We start from the raw sequence: 18,109 nt of genomic DNA on the forward strand, positions 1-18,109 counted from the left end.
CGATGAGGGTGAAAGCAGGCCCGGCTGTCGCCGGGCCAGTGGGTTTACTCGATACCGGCCGCAGCGAGGCCGTTCTCGAACAGGAAGGTCGACTGGTTCGGATTGGCAACCAGATCGCAGACCAGCTGCGTGTCGGCAGGAGGCTGGTTTTCAAACGATTCAACGATGTTCCAGGTCTGATCCTGAAGCTCGCCAATGTAGACGTTCATCGAACAATGGTTCGTTTGGGCGTCGATGGTCACAGGACCGGACGGCCCGTTGTATGTCAGTCCCGACCGCAGCGCCTCGATCACCGGATCGCGGTCCGCCGTGCCCGCGGCCTTTACCGCCTCGGCCCACAGCATCGCGCCCTCGTAGGACCGGATCGCCAGTTCATTCATCACCGGACGGTCCGCGCCCAGCTTGGCAGTGAGCCGTTCAAGGAACGCGGTGTTGACCGGGTTGTCGGCGCCTTCGAAATATCCGTAGGAGGCAATGATACCATTGCCCTCTTCGGCTGAGATCAGCTTTTGCTCATTGCCGACGCCGAAGGTGGTGGACGCAATCGGGATTTCCTTGAGCATGCCCGCCGCCGCGTACTGGCGGTAGAAGGACACATGTGCGCCGCCGACAAGCGCCGAGATCACCATATCGGGCTTGGCGGTCTGGATCTTGTTGATGGTCGGGCCGAAGTTGGTGACATCCAGCGGGAAGAATTCGACGTCCAGCGTCTCGCCGCCGTTCTCGGCCACGAACTTTTGCATCCACTGCGCGGTAATCTGGCCGTAGTTGTAATCAGCGGCGACGATATAGACCTTCTTGCCCCATTTGTTCATGGCGTAGGGCACGACCTTGGCCACGGTCTGCGCAGGCGTGGAGCCGGTGCAGAAATTGTTATAGTCGCACACGCCGCCCTCGTACTGGGTATTATAGAAATACAGGGTCTTGAACCGCGCCAGCGTGGGCCGGATTGCTTCGCGCGAGGCCGAGGTGATCCCGGCATGGACCGTATGCGCCTTGTCGCCCGCTGCCGCCTGTGTCGCGTACTGCGTGTAGAACTGAATGGTGGACTGCGCGTCATACATCGTCAGCTCGACCTCGCGGCCCAGAAGACCGCCGGCGGCATTAATGTCCTCGATGGCCATCTTGGTGGTTTCCGCCATCGGCGCGCCGTAAATGTCGAGGCCCCCTGAAAGGTCGAGGATCGAGGCAAATTTGATATTGTCCGTTTGCGCACGGCCAATGGTCGCCGGTGCCGTCAGAGCGATGGCGGTGGTGCCCATCACGAAGTTTCTGCGGGAAAGTGTCATTGTCTTTTTCTCCTGTCGGTGAGTGACGACGCTTCTGGGCGTCAGTCCTTTTTGCCGGATGAGGTCTCGTCCGACGATTTGTCCGGTTCCGTCCCGGTTGACTTGCTGTTGAGCGAACTGGATATGCCGCGCACCCCGTCCCCGATGTTCATGCCGACCTCTTCGCCCAGCTTCTGGACGGCGGGCAGTTGCAGGGCCATGCTGAGGACCGAGTCGACGACCTGGTTGACGGTGGATTTGTCGCCCCCATCGCCACCGCCGCCATTCGCGCCACCGAAACCCGTCATCTGATTGATCCGGATGCTTTCGATCTTCTCGGCGGGTTTCATCATGCGCTCCACGACCTGTGGCAGCGTCCGCAGGCGTGCCTCGTCCAGCTTCATGGCGATAAGTTCGGGGCTTTGCGCGTTTTCGGCGGATATGATTGCCGCACGGCCCTCTGCTTCGGACAGCAAGCGGTCGCGATCCGCCTGTGCCTTTTCCATCATCGCCTTGGCTTGCGCCTTGGCCATCGAGGTGACTGTGTCTGCTTCTGATTTTACGCGGGTGTCGTCAACTTCGGCCTGTTCAGCCGCTCGGATCAGCGCGAGGTGCTTTTCACGCTCGGCGGCGGCGGTCTCGCGAATCGTGCGTACACGCTCTTCGGCTTCGGCCTCACCGGCTTTGGCGGCAATCGCCTCGGCCTCGGCCTTGGCTTCCTCGCCGCGCTTCTTGGCCAGCGTGACGGTGTTTTCAGATTTCTTCAGGGCGGAATTCAGCTCTGATTCCAGCGTTTGACGACGCAGTTCGGTGTCGCGGGCAATCTCGGACATGCGCACTTCGCGCTCCCGCTCAATTCGTGCCGCCTCGCGACGCTTCTCGGAAATTGCCTGCTCTTCGGAGGTCTCCGCCGCAGAGCGCGAGCGCGCGATCTCGATCTCGCGCTGCTGGGTGATCATCGCTTCTTCTTCTTCGCGGCTAATCGTCAGCTTGCGCTTGGTCGCATCAAGCTGGCTTTGGCGCACGGAGACGTCCGCATCCGCTTCGATCACCGCGCGTTCTTTCTTGTTGACCGCGATGATCTCCGCCAGGCGACGCATCCCCAGCGCGTTGAAGGCATTGTTTTCGTCCAGCGCGTTAAACGGGGTCTGGTCGATGCGTGTCAGCGACATGGATTCCAGCATCAGGCCGTTCTGCGCAAGATTATCGCCCAGCACATCAGTGACTTCCTTAACATAGCCGGCACGGTTGTCCTGCAATTCGTCCATCGTATACCGCGCCGCCACAGACAGCATCGCGTCTACGAGCTTGCCCTCAAGGATGTCTTCCAGATCGGCGGCGCGAAAGGACTTGCCCGCAAGCGCCTGCGCTGCTGTCGCGACGCCTTCGACGCTGGCCTGTACGCGGACATAGAATTCTGCACCGACATCGACGCGCAAGCGATCCTTCGTGATGATGGACTTTGGTCCCGTCCGCTCGATCACGAGCTTGGAGGTCCGCATGTTTACTTCGGCGACCTTGTGCAAAAACGGAAGGGCAAGACAGCCTCCGTCCAGAACGACTTTCTGACCGCCCTGACCGGTACGCACCACGCTTATTTCCCGCGTCGCCTTGCGGTAGTAGCGGTTCATGAAAAGGATGATCAGTATCGCTGCAACAATCAGCAACACGATCGTGACAAACCACGCCATAGAATAGCCTTTCCAACGATTTCTGGACCGCCACATCCCCCGCTCCAACGGCAATCGGCTGGCAGGTCGCTAAGCCGTTGGAATGCTTAAATTCTAGGTTCGCGAAAAATTTTCTGTCAAGCATTTCTTTTGAATTTAAAATGGTATGCCCTGTACCTTACGGTTAAACGGCTGTTTTTTCATCGCTTGTTCGGGCAAGTCAGTTTGACAGAATTTTCAATTTCGAATCAGGTACTTTGAGGTGTGGCGGCTGTTTTTTCTCCGCCGCAGGGCAAACGATCCGGGTCCGGAAGGGCAGGCTGTCAGAGAGCTTGGGACCATGACCAAGCGCTCTGCTCCAAGGCGGTTGACGACGTAAAATCGGTGCCGTCTTTGACCCGTCGCGCGTGTCCTCGCCAATTGATCTTTGGCCGAAAACTGTCCAACACAATCAGGATTCGGCTTGTTGGTCATCGCCCGCCGCCCATTCAGCAGCCCAGCCTTGGCCAAGACATCGGCACCCGTACAGCCGGACGTGATGTCTCAGCATTCGCAGTTGGGTTTGAGTATCAGCATTTGGGGTTCTCCTTTTCATACCGCTACACTAACGCCATAGGCTTTGGCGTAAGTGGCAAGATGACCTCAAATTCCGCCAAAACCGTCCTCTTTATCGTTTCCAAGGTCGTGAAGCTGTTGGACTTGGCGGGCCCGATGCAGGTTTTTATCGATGCATCTGACGTCAGCGATCACAGGTATGAAGTGATTGTGGCCTCAAAGAACGGGGGTGCAGTCACGTCCGATACGGTTTTGCCTGTTGCGAGCGTTCCGCTTTCGACATTGCGCGATGAGGATTTCGACACGCTCATTATTGCGGGGGGATCGGGCGTGAAAGACGCCGCAGACGATGCGGATCACAGAGGGCCGCCCAGAGCAAACAGGCAATCGCCGGGCTGCGCATGGGCATGCAGACGCCGCGCCAACACGACTCCATCAGCTGCAAAGTGATAAAGGGATGGCGGTTTTTCTGGTGACAGGAGATCGAACATGTTCAGCGCAGGCTGGCCAGCCGCAACAGTGTCGCCAACCTCGGCCAGCGGTTCAGCCCAGCCTGTTTCCGTCGCATAGACGAACAGCTCTGGCCGATTGAAGGAAACAAATTGTGTTTCAATGTTTTGCTCCGGCGGACGCGACAGGATGCGGCGCTTGAGGATGCCCAAATGCAGAAGGACGTTCTCCAGCGCGCTCGTGGTATCGATCACCGATTGCGGGGTCAGGCTCCCACCGCCGCCGAACTCGCCGCCGATTGCCAGTTTGCCAGCGCGCCGGGCTTGGCCAATCGCTGTCGGGCTGGCTGCGTCCGTGTCGATCAGAAAGACGTAAGGAAGCCCCATCGCGGTCAGGGCCGCGCGGGTGGCCGGGTCAATCTCCGCTCCCGGTTCCCTCTGGGTCAGGCCGCAGGCGATGTGCGCCATGGACGTACCACCAGCGTGGAAATCGAACACTGCGTCGTGGCGCGGGATGATCTCTTGCGAGACGAATGCAGCGATTTGATCCGTCGGCATACCGCCCACCGATCCCGGATAGGATCGGTTCAGGTTGCCGCCGTCAAAGGGAGAGCACCGCGCATGTGCTGCGACAGCCGGTGTATTCAATGCAGGAAAGATCGTGATGGCGCCCGATATGTCGTCCGCAGACACCGCCTGAAGAAATTTCGTCAGCACCGTCGGCCCTTCGTATTCATCACCGTGGTTTCCGCCAAGCAACAGGATTGAGGGGCCCTCCCCGGCGCGCAATCGCCAAAACGGAAGTTGGATTTGGTAGTAGGGCGATCGATCGACGGAATGGGGCACTGCGACGGTTCCAGAAGACAAACCGACGCGCTCAAAGTCGATAGTTCCGATCACACCCTTGAACATCCCATGCTCCTTTCACCCAGTTTCGGATTGACGCTACCACGCGATCTGAAGGAAGGGCCACAACCACATGAAGAGGACCAATCACAAAGGCCGAGCGTGTTTTAACCGCCTCCGTCAGAGGGATGGCAGCAATTCGGTCAAAACACCTCTGGTCCCCTGACGGAAAAGCGGGCTAAATCACGCTATGCCATTTCCTGCCCATGTTTTCCGCTATACCCCGGCGCTTCGCGGCCTCATCACACCGCCGGACGCCTCCGAAATGCGCTTTGGCCAGGACCGCTTTGCCGAGCTTGATATCCAGGCACAGGAGGAAAGCTGGCCGCCCGGCTGGCGCATGGACCACGACGCAAGAGAGGCGAACCGGCAGGCCGTCCTGAATGATCGGTGGGGGCAGGATCTTTGGGTGTTTGCTTACGGCTCCCTCATCTGGGATCCGGCAGTACAGGTAGAGGAATACAGGTACGGAACCTTGGCAGGCTGGCGCCGGAGGTTCTGCATGCGCCTCGAAGGCGGGCGCGGCAGTCACGACCGGCCCGGACTGATGGCGGCGCTTGATCAAGGCGGACATTGCGACGGCGTTGTGTTCCGCATACCGGCGGCGCTTGTTGATCAGGAAACTCAATTCATGTGGCGTCGGGAAATGTTTGCCGGCGCTTACTGCCCGCTGTTTCTGGAGGTGGCGACGCCGCAGGGGCCGGTCGACGCCTTGACCTTTGTGATGGACCGGAACAATCGCCGCTACATGCCGGACCTGCCCGAAGACGAGGCCGCACAAATGATTGCCGTCGCAGAGGGCGGGCTTGGGCCCAACTTCGCCTACCTCGACTCACTCGTCCGGCATCTGGAGGAACTAGGCATTTCGGATAGGGACATCCAGCGGCTTCATGCCCGCGCCAGCACCTACCGCTTCCAGTCGAACTGAAACATTGCCTGTAAGCATTGTCGCTAGCACATCACGTCGGCAGCACATTCTGGATGCACGAGAATGGGAACACGTTCCTGTACATGCCGGGCTCGAAGCTACTTTGAAGCAGTGCAGCGGATCAATTTCGAACCGTGATCCGAATGCAGCCTTGTCTTCTATTCAGGCGATTGATCGTATTTGGCGGGGTGGAACGATTACCTGAAACTCCGCAGCCGGAGGCCGCTGATACCCGCATCAATATCCGCCTGATCTAAAACATGTGCGTTGTATGCGTTTCGCAGCTTCAATGGGTCTCCTGTTATGCCGACATTCAAATCTGTGTCCGCTGATAAAACCCGATCCCTGCTACTCCGTCACCAACCATTCATCCAGCGTGGTTTTCACCTCGTCCGGCCATGGCACTGACGTGTGCTTGTCCAGATCCGATGCCGCCAGCACTTGCGTGCTGTTCCAGCGTTTCTCACCTTCGCAGCTGATCTCGTGTTTCAGCGTGACCGAGGACCGACCCACTTTGACCACCTTTAATTCGAACGTGAGCGTCTGACCAAATAGCGATGGCACGGAAAAATCGCATGACAAATGGACCGTGGGCGTGCCCCAACGTTCTTTCCAGATGATTTCGTGCCACGGATAACCGATATGCGCCCAGAATTCTTCGTTCACGCCGTTGAGCAGGTCCAGATAGGACGGGAAATATGCGGTGCCCGAGATGTCACAATCGCCAAAGCGAAGCTCGCGGGTTGTGGTGAAGGTTTTGGTCATGAATAGCGCATCTTGATAGAGAACAGGAATGCCTGTTTAGCCGGTGTTGGCAGCTTTGGGTAGGCCATTCCCTTGATCGCCGCTGGCATCGGGACGCGCACCCGCTAGACTGTGTCCAAAAGGGGCACCGGACCGATGTATGATCCAAAAGGGAACGGTAAGGAAAAGACCGTCGAGGCGGTGCAGTTTGTAGAGGCTGAACCACCCGCCCATCTGCGGGGGATCGTGCACAGGTATGTCTACCTTAGGACACAGGGGATGTTGGCAGAGGAGTATCGGTTTCACGCCTTGCCGGATGCCTGCGCCTACATCGTTTTTGATCAGTCCGACCCGACCATCACCGGGGTGTCCAAACTGAGTGCAGCATCAGAGGAGTTCAACCTGGGCCGGACATTTCACTTTGTGAACATCCGGTTGCTGCCCGGTGTCTGGCAGGACAGCAAGGAACCAATTTCATATGGCCAGCTCAATACACCCTACACCGGGGATTTGCCGCTGGTCGACGTCAACCGCGCGTTGGCGGGGCGGGATTTTGGTGACATGTCCGACATACTGTCAAGTTTTGTTGAGCGGTTGTTACAAGATGGTATGGTCGCGCCAAATCCGGTGACTGCGCAGATTTTTCAGCATCTCGATGAGATACACACCGTGGCGGACATGGCCGAGATCGTGGGGCTGTCGGCACGCCAATTGCAACGCACATTGAAACGGACAACGGGCTTTGCGCCGCATGATTTCCTGAAGGTGCTGCGCTTGCAGATGGCGCTGAACGGAAATGATACGTGGTCCTACGCGGATCAGTCGCATTTCATCCATTCGTTTCGCCGCGCGACGGGCTACACGCCGGGAAAATACGCACGGAAATTCGATGTCTGATATCTACAATACAGGTCAGATCCAGCTTGCTAGATCGGTGTCATGATTGACACTGAAGGAGCTGGAAATGACCAAGATGAACGCAGTTGGATGGTTTGATATCTACGTTGACGACCTGAACAGGGCGACAGCCTTTTACGAAACCGTGCTGGGCGAAAAGCTGGAGCAGATGGGCGATCCCACAGGAGAGGCGCAGATGATGAGCTTTCCTGCGGATATGAACGCTTACGGGGCCGCCGGAGCATTGACCAAGTCGCCCCACGCCGGGCCGGGTATCGGTGGCACGATCATCTATTTCTCGGTCGAAGACTGCGCTGTGGAAGAGGCGCGTGTGGGGCAGGCCGGTGGACAGGTCATGCGACCGAAGTTTTCAATCGGGGAGTTTGGTTTTGTGACACTTTGTCAAGACACCGAAGGCAACATGTTTGGACTGAACTCCCTGAAGTAATGAAACTTTGAGCCGCGCCTTACCCATGTGAGGCGCGGCTGTCCTGTGGTGCCTCGGCACGGTCGAACATGCCATAGTCGCGGATCACATGGGCGATGCGCAGATGGTAATCTGTGAAAATACCAGACCGACCCTTGGCCTGCGCACGGCGGTGCGCGGCCAGTTTGCGCCAGTTCTGCACAGCTTCCTCGTCACGGAAGAACGACAGGGACAGAAGCTTGTCAGGGTTCGTCAGGCTTTGGAACCGTTCAACCGAGATGAAGCCGTCCACCTCGTCCACCATCGGTTTCATTTCAGCGGCAAGATCGAGGTATTCGGCCTTGCGATCGGGGTGGGGCATTACTTCAAAAATGACGGCGATCATGTGCTATCTCCATGCGGGGCGGAGGCGAGTTTCAGAAAGGTTCGGTCCTCGCGCAAGAGGAACTTTTCAGTTTGGGCGAATTCGTAATTTTCGCGCCCCAGAGGATCAGCCGCAAGGCGGGCGCGGTAGGCTTCGTATTCGGCAAGGCTGGGGATATTGTAGATGCCGTAGGCCAACGTCGATGACCCTTCGTGCGGTGCAAAATACCCGATGAGGTCCGCACCGCATCGGGGAATGGCCTGTCCCCAGTTCCGGGCGTATTTTTCGAACTGGGCTTTCTTGGTCGGGTCGATTTCATAGCGGATGATGCAGGTCAGCATGGGGTGTTCCTTTCGTAGCTGGCCACTGTTTAGCGGATTGATCGCCGGGGATGCTTCGGCTACGGTCGAAGTATGAAGGAAGGTCCGGATATATCCCGCATCGCGGCACTGATCGGTGATCCGGCACGCGCCAATATTCTGACCGCGCTGATGAGCGGGAAAGCTCTGACGGCGACGGAACTGGCGTCAGAAGCCGGAGTGACGGTGCAGACGGCCAGCGCGCATCTGTCAAAACTTGAGGCGGCTGACATGATCGCCTGCCGAAAATCCGGCAGGCACAAGTATTTCACCTTGGGCGGCGATGACGTGGGCCATGCGCTGGAGGCGTTGATGGGGTTGGCTGCGGGGGCGGGACACCTGCGGACAAGGACCGGGCCGAAAGACGCAGCCCTGCGCGAGGCGCGGGTGTGCTACAATCATTTGGCCGGGGCAAAAGGGATCGCGCTGTATCAGGGATTGCTTGCACGCGGGGTCATTCAGGAGCGGGGCGATGATGTCGCGCTGACGGACGCGGGCGTGACGTTCCTGCGCACGTTTGGCGTTGACGTCGACGGGTTGCGCAAGGCCAAGACGCCGCTCTGCCGGTCGTGCCTTGATTGGTCGGCGCGACAGACCCATCTGGCAGGCAGCGTGGGGCGGGCGCTTTTGGCGCGGATGCAAGAGATCGGCTGGGCCGAACGCGTGGAAGGCACGCGGGTTGTGCAGTTCACGAGCAAAGGTGAAGCTGCGTTCCTGGACACATTCGGGGTCTAGAGCTGTTGCGCGTCCAATAGTTCCGCGATGCCATGCCCCAGCATTTTCACGCTGAAGGAATGGCCGCCTTCAAACAGGCAGTACTGCAATATTTCACCCTGCGGGTTGCTGCGGTTTCGGCATGTCAGCGGGCCGGTTTTGAAATAATTGGACGCGCCGAAATCGCCGAACTTTTGATACATTGTCAGTGCGTCTTCGACCTCGCCTTGTTTGGTGTCACCGATTGCGCGGCCCTTAAGCGGGACGGTCTTGTCCTTGGTGCCGTGAATATGAACAACGCTCGCCGTCGGCGCTTGGCATGTGTCCGGCGGTTTGAGCCAGAACGTCCCGGAGATGGGGATGAAACCCGCAAATTTGTCAGGGCGGGAACAGGCAAGGTTCCAGACCATCATGCCGCCTGCCGAGAAGCCCGAGGCGATGATGCGGGCAGGGTCGATATGGTGGTTTTCGGTAACATCCGCGATCACGGCGTCGAAATAGGCAAATTCGGCTGCGCCGTCGCTGTCAAAGGTCCGGGGGCCGAATGGCAGATCCCAAGAGCCGCCAACGCCCTGTGCCGCAATCAGGGCAAAGCCAGCATCAGAGAGCATGCGGCGCAGGGACGTGTTGCGCATGACCCCTGCGGCGCTGCCGCGGTAGCCATGTGACCAGATGAGGGCCGGCACAGATGCCTTTCCGTCCCACCCTTCGGGCATCGCGATGCGAAAGATGCGGTCGCCAACGGGACAGTCCGTATCGGGGCCGCAGGCCAGCGCGGGCGTGGCGAGGATGAGGAGGAGAGCGACCAGAAAACGCATGGCGAGAGGATGGCGCGGAGGTCTGTCCTGGGCAAGTCAAATCGCTGTGGGCGGGGGTGTATAGTCTCGGACGGGGCCGCCCGGGGCTGCGGGTGGATTTGAATTGTATTTGAAAGATGAAGCAGGGGACGCGTCTGGCAAGGCGGAGGTTGCACGGTCCGCAATGGTCACGCGCGATGGTCTTGGAGGAACTGCTGGGCGGTCTTTGCAAGCTCTTCGACTGTTACAGCGGCCAGCACCATCTCGGGCACGACTTGATGGACGCCGTTTTGCCTGCCGAGACTCCATGACCTGTAGCGCCGCCAGGGGGTCTGACGATCGCGAAAGGTTGCGGGGTCTTTGAGCTCGAAGCCGAGAAACCTGTGCCCTTTGCCAGCTATGAAGGCCCGGACATCCTTGATTTCATCCCAAGTGGCGGGGTCGACGTAATAGCCGGAGATGCCTTTTTCATCCATACGCAAGGCCACTGGACGGCGGCGGGCCAGAGCGAGGAAGGTAAAGGCGAACCAAGCGAAAAAGAGGAAAACGGCCAGGCCGCCCGCGACCAGCCCGTCAAAGATGCCGACCATGATGGGCAAGGCGATCAGGCCCCCCATGAGAGCGGCGAAAGCCCCGTAGACGGTTGCAAGTATGACGCAACGCTTGCCGTTGAGGTGGACAAGGACGGGCGCTGGCATCGCGTCAGCTGGGATCGCGCCAGCGGTTCACAATCGGATAACGCCGGTCAAGCCAGAAGGCGCCCTTGGTCAGGCGTGGGCCCGGCGCGGACTGAAAGCGCTTGTATTCCGAAATGTAGATCAGGTGCTCGACCTTTTTCGCTGTCTCCCGGTCATAGCCCGCCGCGACGCAGTCTGCGATGGAGCCGTTCTGGTCCACGAGGATTTCAAGCAGCGCGTCGAGTTCGGGATAATCGGGCAGGGAATCGCTGTCTTTCTGATCTTCGCGCAATTCTGCCGTGGGCGGCTTGGTGATGATGCTTTCAGGGATCATCGTGCCTTTGGGTCCCATCATCCAGTCGCGGTGGTTGGCGTTGCGCCAGCGGCAGGTTTCGAACACGCGGGTTTTGTACATGTCCTTGATCGGATTGTAGCCGCCCGACATATCGCCGTAGATCGTGGCATAGCCCACGGCGACCTCGGATTTATTGCCGGTGGTCAAAAGCATTTCGCCGAACTTGTTGCTGAGCGCCATCAGCAGCAGACCACGCAGGCGGGACTGGATGTTTTCTTCGGTGATGTCCGCGTCGCGTCCTTTGAACAAAGGTGCGAGCGTGTTGGTGATGGCTTGCCGCCCTTCCTTGATCGGGACGTAGTCGTAACGGCAGCCAAGGGCCTTTGCCACGGCTTCTGCATCGTCAAGCGAGGCCTGCGAGGTATATTCGGACGGGAGCATGACGCAGCGCACATTGTCGGGGCCAAGGGCGTCGGCCGCGATGGTGGCGACAATCGCGCTGTCGATGCCGCCCGAGAGGCCCAGCAGGACCTTCTTGAAGCCGGTCTTGCCCATGTAGTCGCGCAGGCCCTGCACCATGACGCGATAGTCGCTTTCCCAGGGGTCGGGTAGATGCGCCAGCGGTTGTTCGGCCACGCGCCACCCGTCCGGCGTCCGTTCGAGGTCTATGTTGTGTATCATCGCGTCGAAGGCGGGCATTTGCATGGCCAGCTTGCCACCGGGGTTCAGGGCGAAGGATGCGCCGTCAAACACCTGATCGTCCTGACCACCCACCATGTTGAGATAGATCAGCGGCAGACCGGTTTCGATCACGCGCGCGACCATTATATTCATCCGTGTGTCCATCTTGCCCCGGTAGTAGGGCGAGCCATTCGGGACCAGCAGGAATTCAGCGCCGGTTTCAGCAAGCGTTTCTGCCACGTCTGGGTGCCAGGCGTCCTCGCATATGGGCGAGCCGATGCGCGTGTTGCCGACGGCATAGGGACCTCCCAGCGGGCCGCTGTCAAAGATACGCACCTCGTCGAAGACGGTCTCGTTGGGCAGTTCGTGTTTCAGGGTGCGGCTGGCGATCTTGCCGTTCTTGAGGATGAGGTAGGCGTTGAAAAGCTCTGCCCCTTCGGCCCATGGTGCACCGATGGCCAGCGCGGGGCCGTCGGCACAATCCTGCGCGAGTTTTTCGAGGTGGGTCATCACGTCCAGCTGGAACGCGCGTTTCATCACCAGATCCTGCGCGTTGTAGCCGGTGATAAACATTTCAGGCAGGGCGACCAGATCGGCCCCGGCTTTCTTGCCTGCTTCCCATGTGTCGCGTGCAAGTGCCGCGTTGCCGGCCAGATCGCCGACAGTCGGGTTCAACTGGCCCAGGGTGATGCGGAAACGGTCTGCCATGTGGGTGGCCTCAATCTGTAGCGTTGTGAGGGATGTAGCAGATCAGCGCCGAGGGGAAAGGGGCATTGGGGCCGCAGACATTTCGTTTGTGCCATACACCGCGAGGTGAAATGCAGCGTTTTCAAAAGGCGTTGCCCCCTCTGGCCCCAGTGCTTAGGCTGGCAACGAAGGTTTACAACCACACCAAGGATAGGTTTTCCGGGATGAAATTGCGCATAGTGCTTTTGTGTCTGACCTTGCTGCCCCTGCCCGTATTGGCGCAGGACGCAGAGGTACTGACCAAGCAATACGATGATGGCGGCATTTACGAGGGCACTTTCCGCGGTGGTCTGCAGCATGGGCAAGGCACATACAAACTGCCCAATGGCTATGAGTACTCTGGCAACTGGATTGACGGCGAGATCAAGGGGGAGGGTGTCGCCCGTTTTCCCAACGGATCGGTCTATGAGGGCAATTTCGACAAGGGCAAGCCGGACGGCTTTGGCAAGATCACCTTTGCGGACGGCGGCACCTACGAGGGTGAGTGGCAGGCCGGGGCCATCATGGGGCAGGGTATCGCACTTTATGCCAACGGCGTGCGCTATGAGGGACAGTTCCGCAATGCCAAGCACCACGGCAAGGGCGTGATGCAAAGCCCCGGTGGCTATGAATACAAAGGCGACTGGGTTGACGGTGTGAAACAGGGCACCGGAACGATCACCTATCCCGATGGCGCAGCCTATGAAGGCGAGATCGCAGGGGGCGAGCGCAATGGAACCGGCACGCTGACGATGCCTGACGGGCTCATTTATGTCGGCATGTGGAAGGACGGCCAGATTGACGGGACAGGCAAGCTGACCCAGCCAAACGGGGACGTCTATGAAGGCCAGCTTGTCGCCGGGCGCCGCGAGGGCAAGGGAAAGGTCACCTATGAAAACGGTGATGTCTACGAGGGCGACTTCAAGGACGACCGCCGGGATGGGCAGGGGGCGTTCATCGGCACGGATGGCTATGTATACAACGGTTCGTGGGTGGCCGGTCAGATCGAGGGGCAGGGGCGCGTCATCTACCCTGACGGGTCTGTTTACGAGGGCAGCTTTCGAAACGATCTGGCCGATGGAGAAGGCAAAATCACCTATCCAGACGGATCAACCTACGAGGGGCAATGGACAGGTGGCGTTATCGAGGGCAAAGGGCGCGCAACCTATCCCAATGGCGTGGTCTACGAGGGTGATTTCGTCAATGCGCGCAATGATGGGCAGGGCGTGATGACCTATGCCGACGGGTATCGTTACGAGGGCGGCTGGAAAGATGGTCAGCGCCACGGAACGGGCACCGCCACCTATTCTGACGGTACAGTTTATCAGGGCGAATTCCTGAACGGTCAGCGCCACGGCAGCGGCTCCATCGAGATGGCGAGTGGCTTCAAGTATCAAGGCGAATGGGCTGATGGTGAGATCGAGGGGCAGGGAACCGCGACTTATGCCAATGGCGATGTTTACGAAGGCATGTTTGTGGATGGAAAGCGGCAGGGCGCGGGGACGATGCGCTATGCGACGGGTGAAGAAGAAAGTGGCGAGTGGGAAAACGGGGCACTGAGCAACGGCGGGTGATGGCCGACATCCCTTCATCGGCCAAAGATCCCGCTTGTCTGATATGCGCGGCACCTCGGAAACGCTGGATGCAAGTTGAGGATGATAGGGGCGAATCGGATATGCTACCAAAGTCCGCAGCGGCTGAAATCTGGGACGTTCCCGCAGTCGGATCTTTTCCGGACTTCTTGGTTCGAAGGATGGACGGACAAGGGTTAAGGATCAGTTTGCAAGCACGCGAGTGCGCATCCTCAAATGTCGATCACTATTGCTGGTGTCCCGCATGAGGTTTGGGCGGGTGATGTGTCGGCATATGCGACAATGACAGAGCATGACGTGATCTGGGCCGATGAGGGCTGCGTGTTCTGGAGTGTGTTCCGTGCTGCTTCGGGGAAGTTATAGCAATCGCTGCGATCCCCAACAGCCAAGAGCGGGAAAGTCGTTTGCGCTTTGACAAGCGATCCAATGCCGCTTTGTTTTGGGAACCAGCGCGAATTCTGGACCCGTAAAGTAAAAGGGCGGCACTGCCGCCCTTTCTGTCGAAACGAGGATCAGAGCAGCAGCTGATAGCTGTGCGGCACATAGGCGAAGCCGTCGCCTTTTTTCTCGACGTATCCGAAAGCGGGCCATGGCATGTGGTAGCCGACGAAAGGCACGCCATCAGCCGCCATCATATCCAGCATGCGGCGACGGGTTGCGGCGGCGGCTTCCTTGTCCATGTCGAACTTCACTTCCCAGTCGGGATGGGCCAGTGACCACACATAATGGTTCGCGAAATCCGCACCAAGCACAAGCTGCTTGCCTTCGCTTTCAATCATGTAACCCATGTGACCCGGTGTATGACCGAAGGCGGCCATGGATGTGATCCCAGATGCCACGCTGCCGCCATCGCCGAGGAATGTCATCTTTTCCGCCAGTGGCTTGACCTTGGCATCGAAATTCTCGTTTCCGGCCTGCGACCAGTGATCAAACTCTGCCTGCCCGGTCACGTAGCGTGCGTTGGGGAAAGTCGGCGCATCGCCCTGCATCAGGCCGCCGATGTGATCGCCGTGCATGTGCGTCAGGACCACGATATCGACCTGATCGGCGCTGTAGCCTGCGGCCTGAAGGGCGGCCAGCGTGCCGTCGGGGGACAGGCCGGTGTCGAATAGAACCAGCTCGTTGCCGGTGTTCACGACCGTGGGTGTGAAAAAGAACTGTGCCGCATCGATGGGCAGATGAGCGGCGGCAGACACTTCGTTAAAGGTCTCGGCGTCGACGTTCATTCCGAAGATGCTTTGTGGTTCCGGACGTGTTGCTGTGCCGGCAAGGATCGTTGTGACGTCAAAACCGCCCAGCTTGACGCGCTGGTAGGGGGCGATGGACATGCCTGCCATGGGGGCGGCGGCGCGGGCGCCACTGGCAAGAGATGCGGCAAGGGGTAGGGCTGCGACACCTGCCAGCGCAGTGCGACGTGAAATATTCGGCGGGTTGGTCATGGATCACTCCTCTATGTTAATTACGACCGTATGGTAGGGTGATGCCCGTACCTTCCAAGGTGTCATGGCAGAGGGGCGGATCATTTTTTCGTCAGAAGTGGATGGCTGCGTCAGAAGTGGACGACTTCCTCCGAGCGGTTGTGCCCGAAAAGCGGCAACAAGAGGCGATAACGCTGGATGCATTCTTTCGCGACGTGACGGGGTTTGAACCACGGTTGTGGTCGGGAAATATGATGGGCTACGGTTATTACGACTATCGCTATGCGTCGGGGCGGGAGGGGCGATGGTTTGCCACCGGGTTCGCCCCGCGCAAGGCAAAGCTGAGCATCTACATCATGCCCGGATATGCGGATTTCGGGAGCATTCTAGCACGGCTGGGAAAACATACGAAGGGCAAGTCGTGCCTGTATCTGAACAAACTAGAGGATGCCGACATGGACGTTCTGGCAGAGCTGGTGCGCGCGGGGCTGGTGGATTTTGGTAAACGGTGGCCGGTGAAGGGGACGTGAGTTTCACATGACAAGATCAAGTCCGGCGTCGCACTTTGTCCAAAAGTTGGATCAAGTGGCGGGTATTGATCCGATTGTGTATGGGCAATCCAAGAATATGGTAAACTCGCGCCAATTCCCAACTTTCCGAAAAAGGAACGGACAGAATGATTGCCTACTTCACCGTCGGTGCTGATGACATCGCGCGCGCGAGACACTTTTACTCAGCGTTTCTGCCGGCCCTTGGTTACGGGCTGAAGGAGGGTCCTGAGGGCCTTAGCTACGCGCTGCCCGTAGAACCGGGCCAACGTCCCGTTCTGCCTGACTTCTATGTCAAACCACCCTTCGATGGCAGTCCGGCCTCGGTTGGGAACGGCGTGATGATCGCATTTGAGGCGCGCAGTCAAAAGCAGGTTCGTGAACTTCACGCCGCAGCAGTCGCCGCAGGTGGTTTTGACGAAGGCCAGCCGGGTTTTCGCGCGTCGTACGGACCTCATTTTTATGTAAGCTACCTGCGCGACCCTCAAGGCAACAAGATCGCATTGTTCTCCAGCGACCCTACCGAGCCCGGCCGAGACGGATAGCTAGGTTTCGCAGGCGACAAAATCGCCTGGTTTGCAGGCCAGACCCGGCGGCTGCGTGAGCGATGGCTCGTTTGCGAAGCGTGGCCGACTATCTTGGTTTATGCTGCCCACCATCGCTTTGCTGGACAATTCGCTTGCCCTGTGACACTCCGTCCGAACGACAGGAGAGCACCTTATGGCCAACCAGATCATCACCCGTTTTGCCCCTTCGCCCACGGGATACATTCACGTCGGTAACCTGCGCACGGCGCTGATGAATTACCTCATCGCGCGCAAGGCCGGGGGAACGTTCATCCTGCGGATCGACGACACTGATCCTGAGCGATCCAAAGAAGAATACGTCGACGGGATCAAGCAGGATCTGGAGTGGCTGGGACTGCATTGGGACCGGGTTGAGCGGCAGTCGGAGCGGCTGGATCGCTATCACGCGGCAGCCGACGAATTGCGCGCCAAGGGGCGGTTCTACGAGGCTTTCGAGACGCCAACCGAACTGGACCTGAAGCGCAAAAAGCAGCTGAACATGGGCAAGCCCCCGGTCTATGACCGTGCGGCGCTGAACCTGTCGGATGAAGAGAAAGACAAGCTGCGCGCAGAGCGAGGCGATGGTGTCTGGCGGTTCAAGCTGGATCAGGAGCGGATCGAGTGGGCCGACGGTATTCTGGGCGATATTTCGATTGATGCGGCCTCTGTTTCCGACCCGGTGCTGATCCGGGGTGACGGACAAATTCTGTACACGTTGGCAAGCGTGGTCGATGACACCGAGATGGGCGTGACGCATGTTGTGCGTGGCTCTGACCACGTGACCAACACGGCGACGCAGATCCAGATCATGGCGGCGTTGGGCCATGATCATCCTTCTTTTGCGCACCATTCGCTGCTGACCGGCCCGCAGGGTGAGGCTTTGTCCAAGCGACTGGGCACGCTGGCGCTCCGGGATTTGCGTGAGCAGGGGGTGCAGCCTTATGCGCTGCTCAGCCTGATGGCGCGGCTGGGGTCCTCTGATCCGGTGGAACTGCGGACCGATATGGAAAGCCTGATCGAGGGGTTTGACATCAATCACTTCGGGTCGGCCCCGACGAAATTCGACGTCCGCGATCTGTTCCCGCTGACGGGTCGGTACTTGCAGACGCTATCATACACTGACGTGGCCGGGGATATCGCAGCGGTGGGTGTTCCAGAAGATCAGGCAGAGCTGTTCTGGGCGGTCACGCGCGAGAACATCGAGACGTTGCATGACCTCAAGGGTTGGTGGGCGATGTTCCGCGACGGGGCAGAGCCGGTCATCGAGGACGAAGACAAGGACTTCGTGGCCGAGGCCATGGGAATGCTGCCGGAGATGCCCTTTGACGACAGTACTTGGAGCACGTGGACGGCAGACGTCAAAGAGAAGACGGGCCGCAAGGGGCGCGGATTGTTCCGGCCGTTAAGGCTGGCGCTGACCGGGCAGGAAAGCGGGCCGGAGATGGCTGCGGTCATGCCGCTGTTGCAGGTCGTGAAGGCGCGGGGATGAGACGCGCCACAGTCACCGGACCCCGCGACGCGAGGGGAT

19 protein-coding genes are annotated in these 18,109 nt (G+C 59.0%); 9 read left to right on the top strand and 10 right to left on the bottom strand.

Going from position 1 to position 18,109, the window contains the following annotated elements; genetic code table 11:
* Window positions 1-44 precede the first annotated feature (44 nt).
* From GV827_RS10640 to GV827_RS10650, 3 genes are all read right to left on the bottom strand, one after another.
* Window positions 45-1,289 carry an urea ABC transporter substrate-binding protein gene (locus GV827_RS10640; protein ID WP_164353781.1) on the bottom strand — a complete coding sequence of 415 codons (1,245 nt, stop codon included), beginning with the start codon at window positions 1,287-1,289 and terminating at the stop codon, window positions 45-47.
* 41 nt (window positions 1,290-1,330) lie between these two features.
* Window positions 1,331-2,959: a flotillin family protein gene (locus GV827_RS10645; RefSeq protein WP_164353782.1), complete on the bottom strand. Its 1,629-nt coding sequence runs from the start codon at window positions 2,957-2,959 to the stop codon at window positions 1,331-1,333.
* An 890-nt stretch (window positions 2,960-3,849) separates the two neighbouring features.
* Window positions 3,850-4,854, bottom strand: coding sequence for a M14 family metallopeptidase (locus tag GV827_RS10650; RefSeq protein WP_164353783.1), 1,005 nt, complete (start codon window positions 4,852-4,854; stop codon window positions 3,850-3,852).
* 184 nt (window positions 4,855-5,038) lie between these two features.
* Here GV827_RS10650 and GV827_RS10655 point away from each other — a divergent pair, with 184 nt between their 5' ends.
* A complete protein-coding gene (locus tag GV827_RS10655) occupies window positions 5,039-5,776 on the top strand; it encodes a gamma-glutamylcyclotransferase (RefSeq protein WP_164353784.1) in 738 nt (245 codons plus the stop codon).
* A gap of 348 nt (window positions 5,777-6,124) precedes the next feature.
* Here the strand turns inward: GV827_RS10655 and GV827_RS10660 are convergent, their stop codons facing one another.
* A complete protein-coding gene (locus GV827_RS10660) occupies window positions 6,125-6,541 on the bottom strand; it encodes an acyl-CoA thioesterase (protein WP_164353785.1) in 417 nt (138 codons plus the stop codon).
* 135 nt (window positions 6,542-6,676) lie between these two features.
* Here GV827_RS10660 and GV827_RS10665 point away from each other — a divergent pair, with 135 nt between their 5' ends.
* Window positions 6,677-7,417, top strand: a complete 741-nt coding sequence (locus GV827_RS10665; protein WP_164353786.1) for a helix-turn-helix domain-containing protein — start codon at window positions 6,677-6,679, stop codon at window positions 7,415-7,417.
* A gap of 67 nt (window positions 7,418-7,484) precedes the next feature.
* Window positions 7,485-7,865, top strand: a complete 381-nt coding sequence (locus tag GV827_RS10670; protein ID WP_164353787.1) for a VOC family protein — start codon at window positions 7,485-7,487, stop codon at window positions 7,863-7,865.
* 19 nt (window positions 7,866-7,884) lie between these two features.
* On the opposite strand, the gene GV827_RS10675 is transcribed toward GV827_RS10670, so the two are convergent.
* Window positions 7,885-8,229 carry an antibiotic biosynthesis monooxygenase family protein gene (locus GV827_RS10675; RefSeq protein WP_164353788.1) on the bottom strand — a complete coding sequence of 115 codons (345 nt, stop codon included), beginning with the start codon at window positions 8,227-8,229 and terminating at the stop codon, window positions 7,885-7,887.
* Entirely contained in the window at window positions 8,226-8,549 is a 324-nt protein-coding gene (locus tag GV827_RS10680) for an NIPSNAP family protein (RefSeq protein ID WP_164353789.1), read from the bottom strand. The genes GV827_RS10675 and GV827_RS10680 overlap by 4 nt, the downstream gene beginning before the upstream one ends.
* A 72-nt stretch (window positions 8,550-8,621) precedes the next feature.
* Here GV827_RS10680 and GV827_RS10685 point away from each other — a divergent pair, with 72 nt between their 5' ends.
* A complete protein-coding gene (locus GV827_RS10685; RefSeq protein WP_164353790.1) occupies window positions 8,622-9,302 on the top strand; it encodes an ArsR/SmtB family transcription factor in 681 nt (226 codons plus the stop codon).
* Here the strand turns inward: GV827_RS10685 and GV827_RS10690 are convergent.
* The 3 genes from GV827_RS10690 to GV827_RS10700 form a co-directional block, all read right to left on the bottom strand.
* Window positions 9,299-10,099 (bottom strand): alpha/beta hydrolase family esterase, encoded by an 801-nt coding sequence (locus GV827_RS10690; RefSeq protein ID WP_164353791.1) that lies wholly within the window; start codon window positions 10,097-10,099, stop codon window positions 9,299-9,301. The two genes, GV827_RS10685 and GV827_RS10690, sit on opposite strands and share 4 nt — an antisense overlap.
* 167 nt (window positions 10,100-10,266) lie before the next feature.
* Complete coding sequence (locus GV827_RS10695; RefSeq protein ID WP_164353792.1) at window positions 10,267-10,695, bottom strand: hypothetical protein; 429 nt, start codon at window positions 10,693-10,695, stop codon at window positions 10,267-10,269.
* An 85-nt stretch (window positions 10,696-10,780) separates the two neighbouring features.
* A complete protein-coding gene (locus GV827_RS10700; RefSeq protein WP_164353793.1) occupies window positions 10,781-12,439 on the bottom strand; it encodes an NAD+ synthase in 1,659 nt (552 codons plus the stop codon).
* A 203-nt stretch (window positions 12,440-12,642) separates the two neighbouring features.
* On the opposite strand from GV827_RS10700, the gene GV827_RS10705 reads away from it, so the two are divergent.
* Together GV827_RS10705 and GV827_RS10710 are read left to right on the top strand one after the other, a co-directional pair.
* Window positions 12,643-14,031, top strand: a complete 1,389-nt coding sequence (locus GV827_RS10705) for an MORN repeat-containing protein (protein ID WP_164353794.1) — start codon at window positions 12,643-12,645, stop codon at window positions 14,029-14,031.
* Window positions 14,032-14,265: 234 nt separating this feature from the next.
* The gene (locus tag GV827_RS10710; protein WP_164353795.1) at window positions 14,266-14,412 is read left to right on the top strand and encodes a hypothetical protein; all 147 of its coding nucleotides are present in this window, start codon (window positions 14,266-14,268) and stop codon (window positions 14,410-14,412) included.
* Between the two features lie 149 nt (window positions 14,413-14,561).
* On the opposite strand, the gene GV827_RS10715 is transcribed toward GV827_RS10710, so the two are convergent.
* Window positions 14,562-15,488: an MBL fold metallo-hydrolase gene (locus GV827_RS10715; RefSeq protein WP_164353796.1), complete on the bottom strand. Its 927-nt coding sequence runs from the start codon at window positions 15,486-15,488 to the stop codon at window positions 14,562-14,564.
* 101 nt (window positions 15,489-15,589) lie between these two features.
* On the opposite strand from GV827_RS10715, the gene GV827_RS10720 reads away from it, so the two are divergent.
* From GV827_RS10720 to gltX, 3 genes are all read left to right on the top strand, one after another.
* Complete coding sequence (locus GV827_RS10720) at window positions 15,590-15,997, top strand: DUF1801 domain-containing protein (protein ID WP_164353797.1); 408 nt, start codon at window positions 15,590-15,592, stop codon at window positions 15,995-15,997.
* Between the two features lie 146 nt (window positions 15,998-16,143).
* Window positions 16,144-16,560: a VOC family protein gene (locus GV827_RS10725; RefSeq protein WP_164353798.1), complete on the top strand. Its 417-nt coding sequence runs from the start codon at window positions 16,144-16,146 to the stop codon at window positions 16,558-16,560.
* A gap of 175 nt (window positions 16,561-16,735) precedes the next feature.
* Window positions 16,736-18,070, top strand: a complete 1,335-nt coding sequence (gene gltX / locus GV827_RS10730; protein ID WP_164353799.1) for a glutamate--tRNA ligase — start codon at window positions 16,736-16,738, stop codon at window positions 18,068-18,070.
* Window positions 18,071-18,109 lie beyond the last annotated feature (39 nt).

The sequence above is a fragment of the Sulfitobacter sediminilitoris genome (genome assembly GCF_010667575.1).
In the GTDB taxonomy this organism is placed as follows: Bacteria; Pseudomonadota; Alphaproteobacteria; order Rhodobacterales; family Rhodobacteraceae; genus Sulfitobacter; species Sulfitobacter sediminilitoris.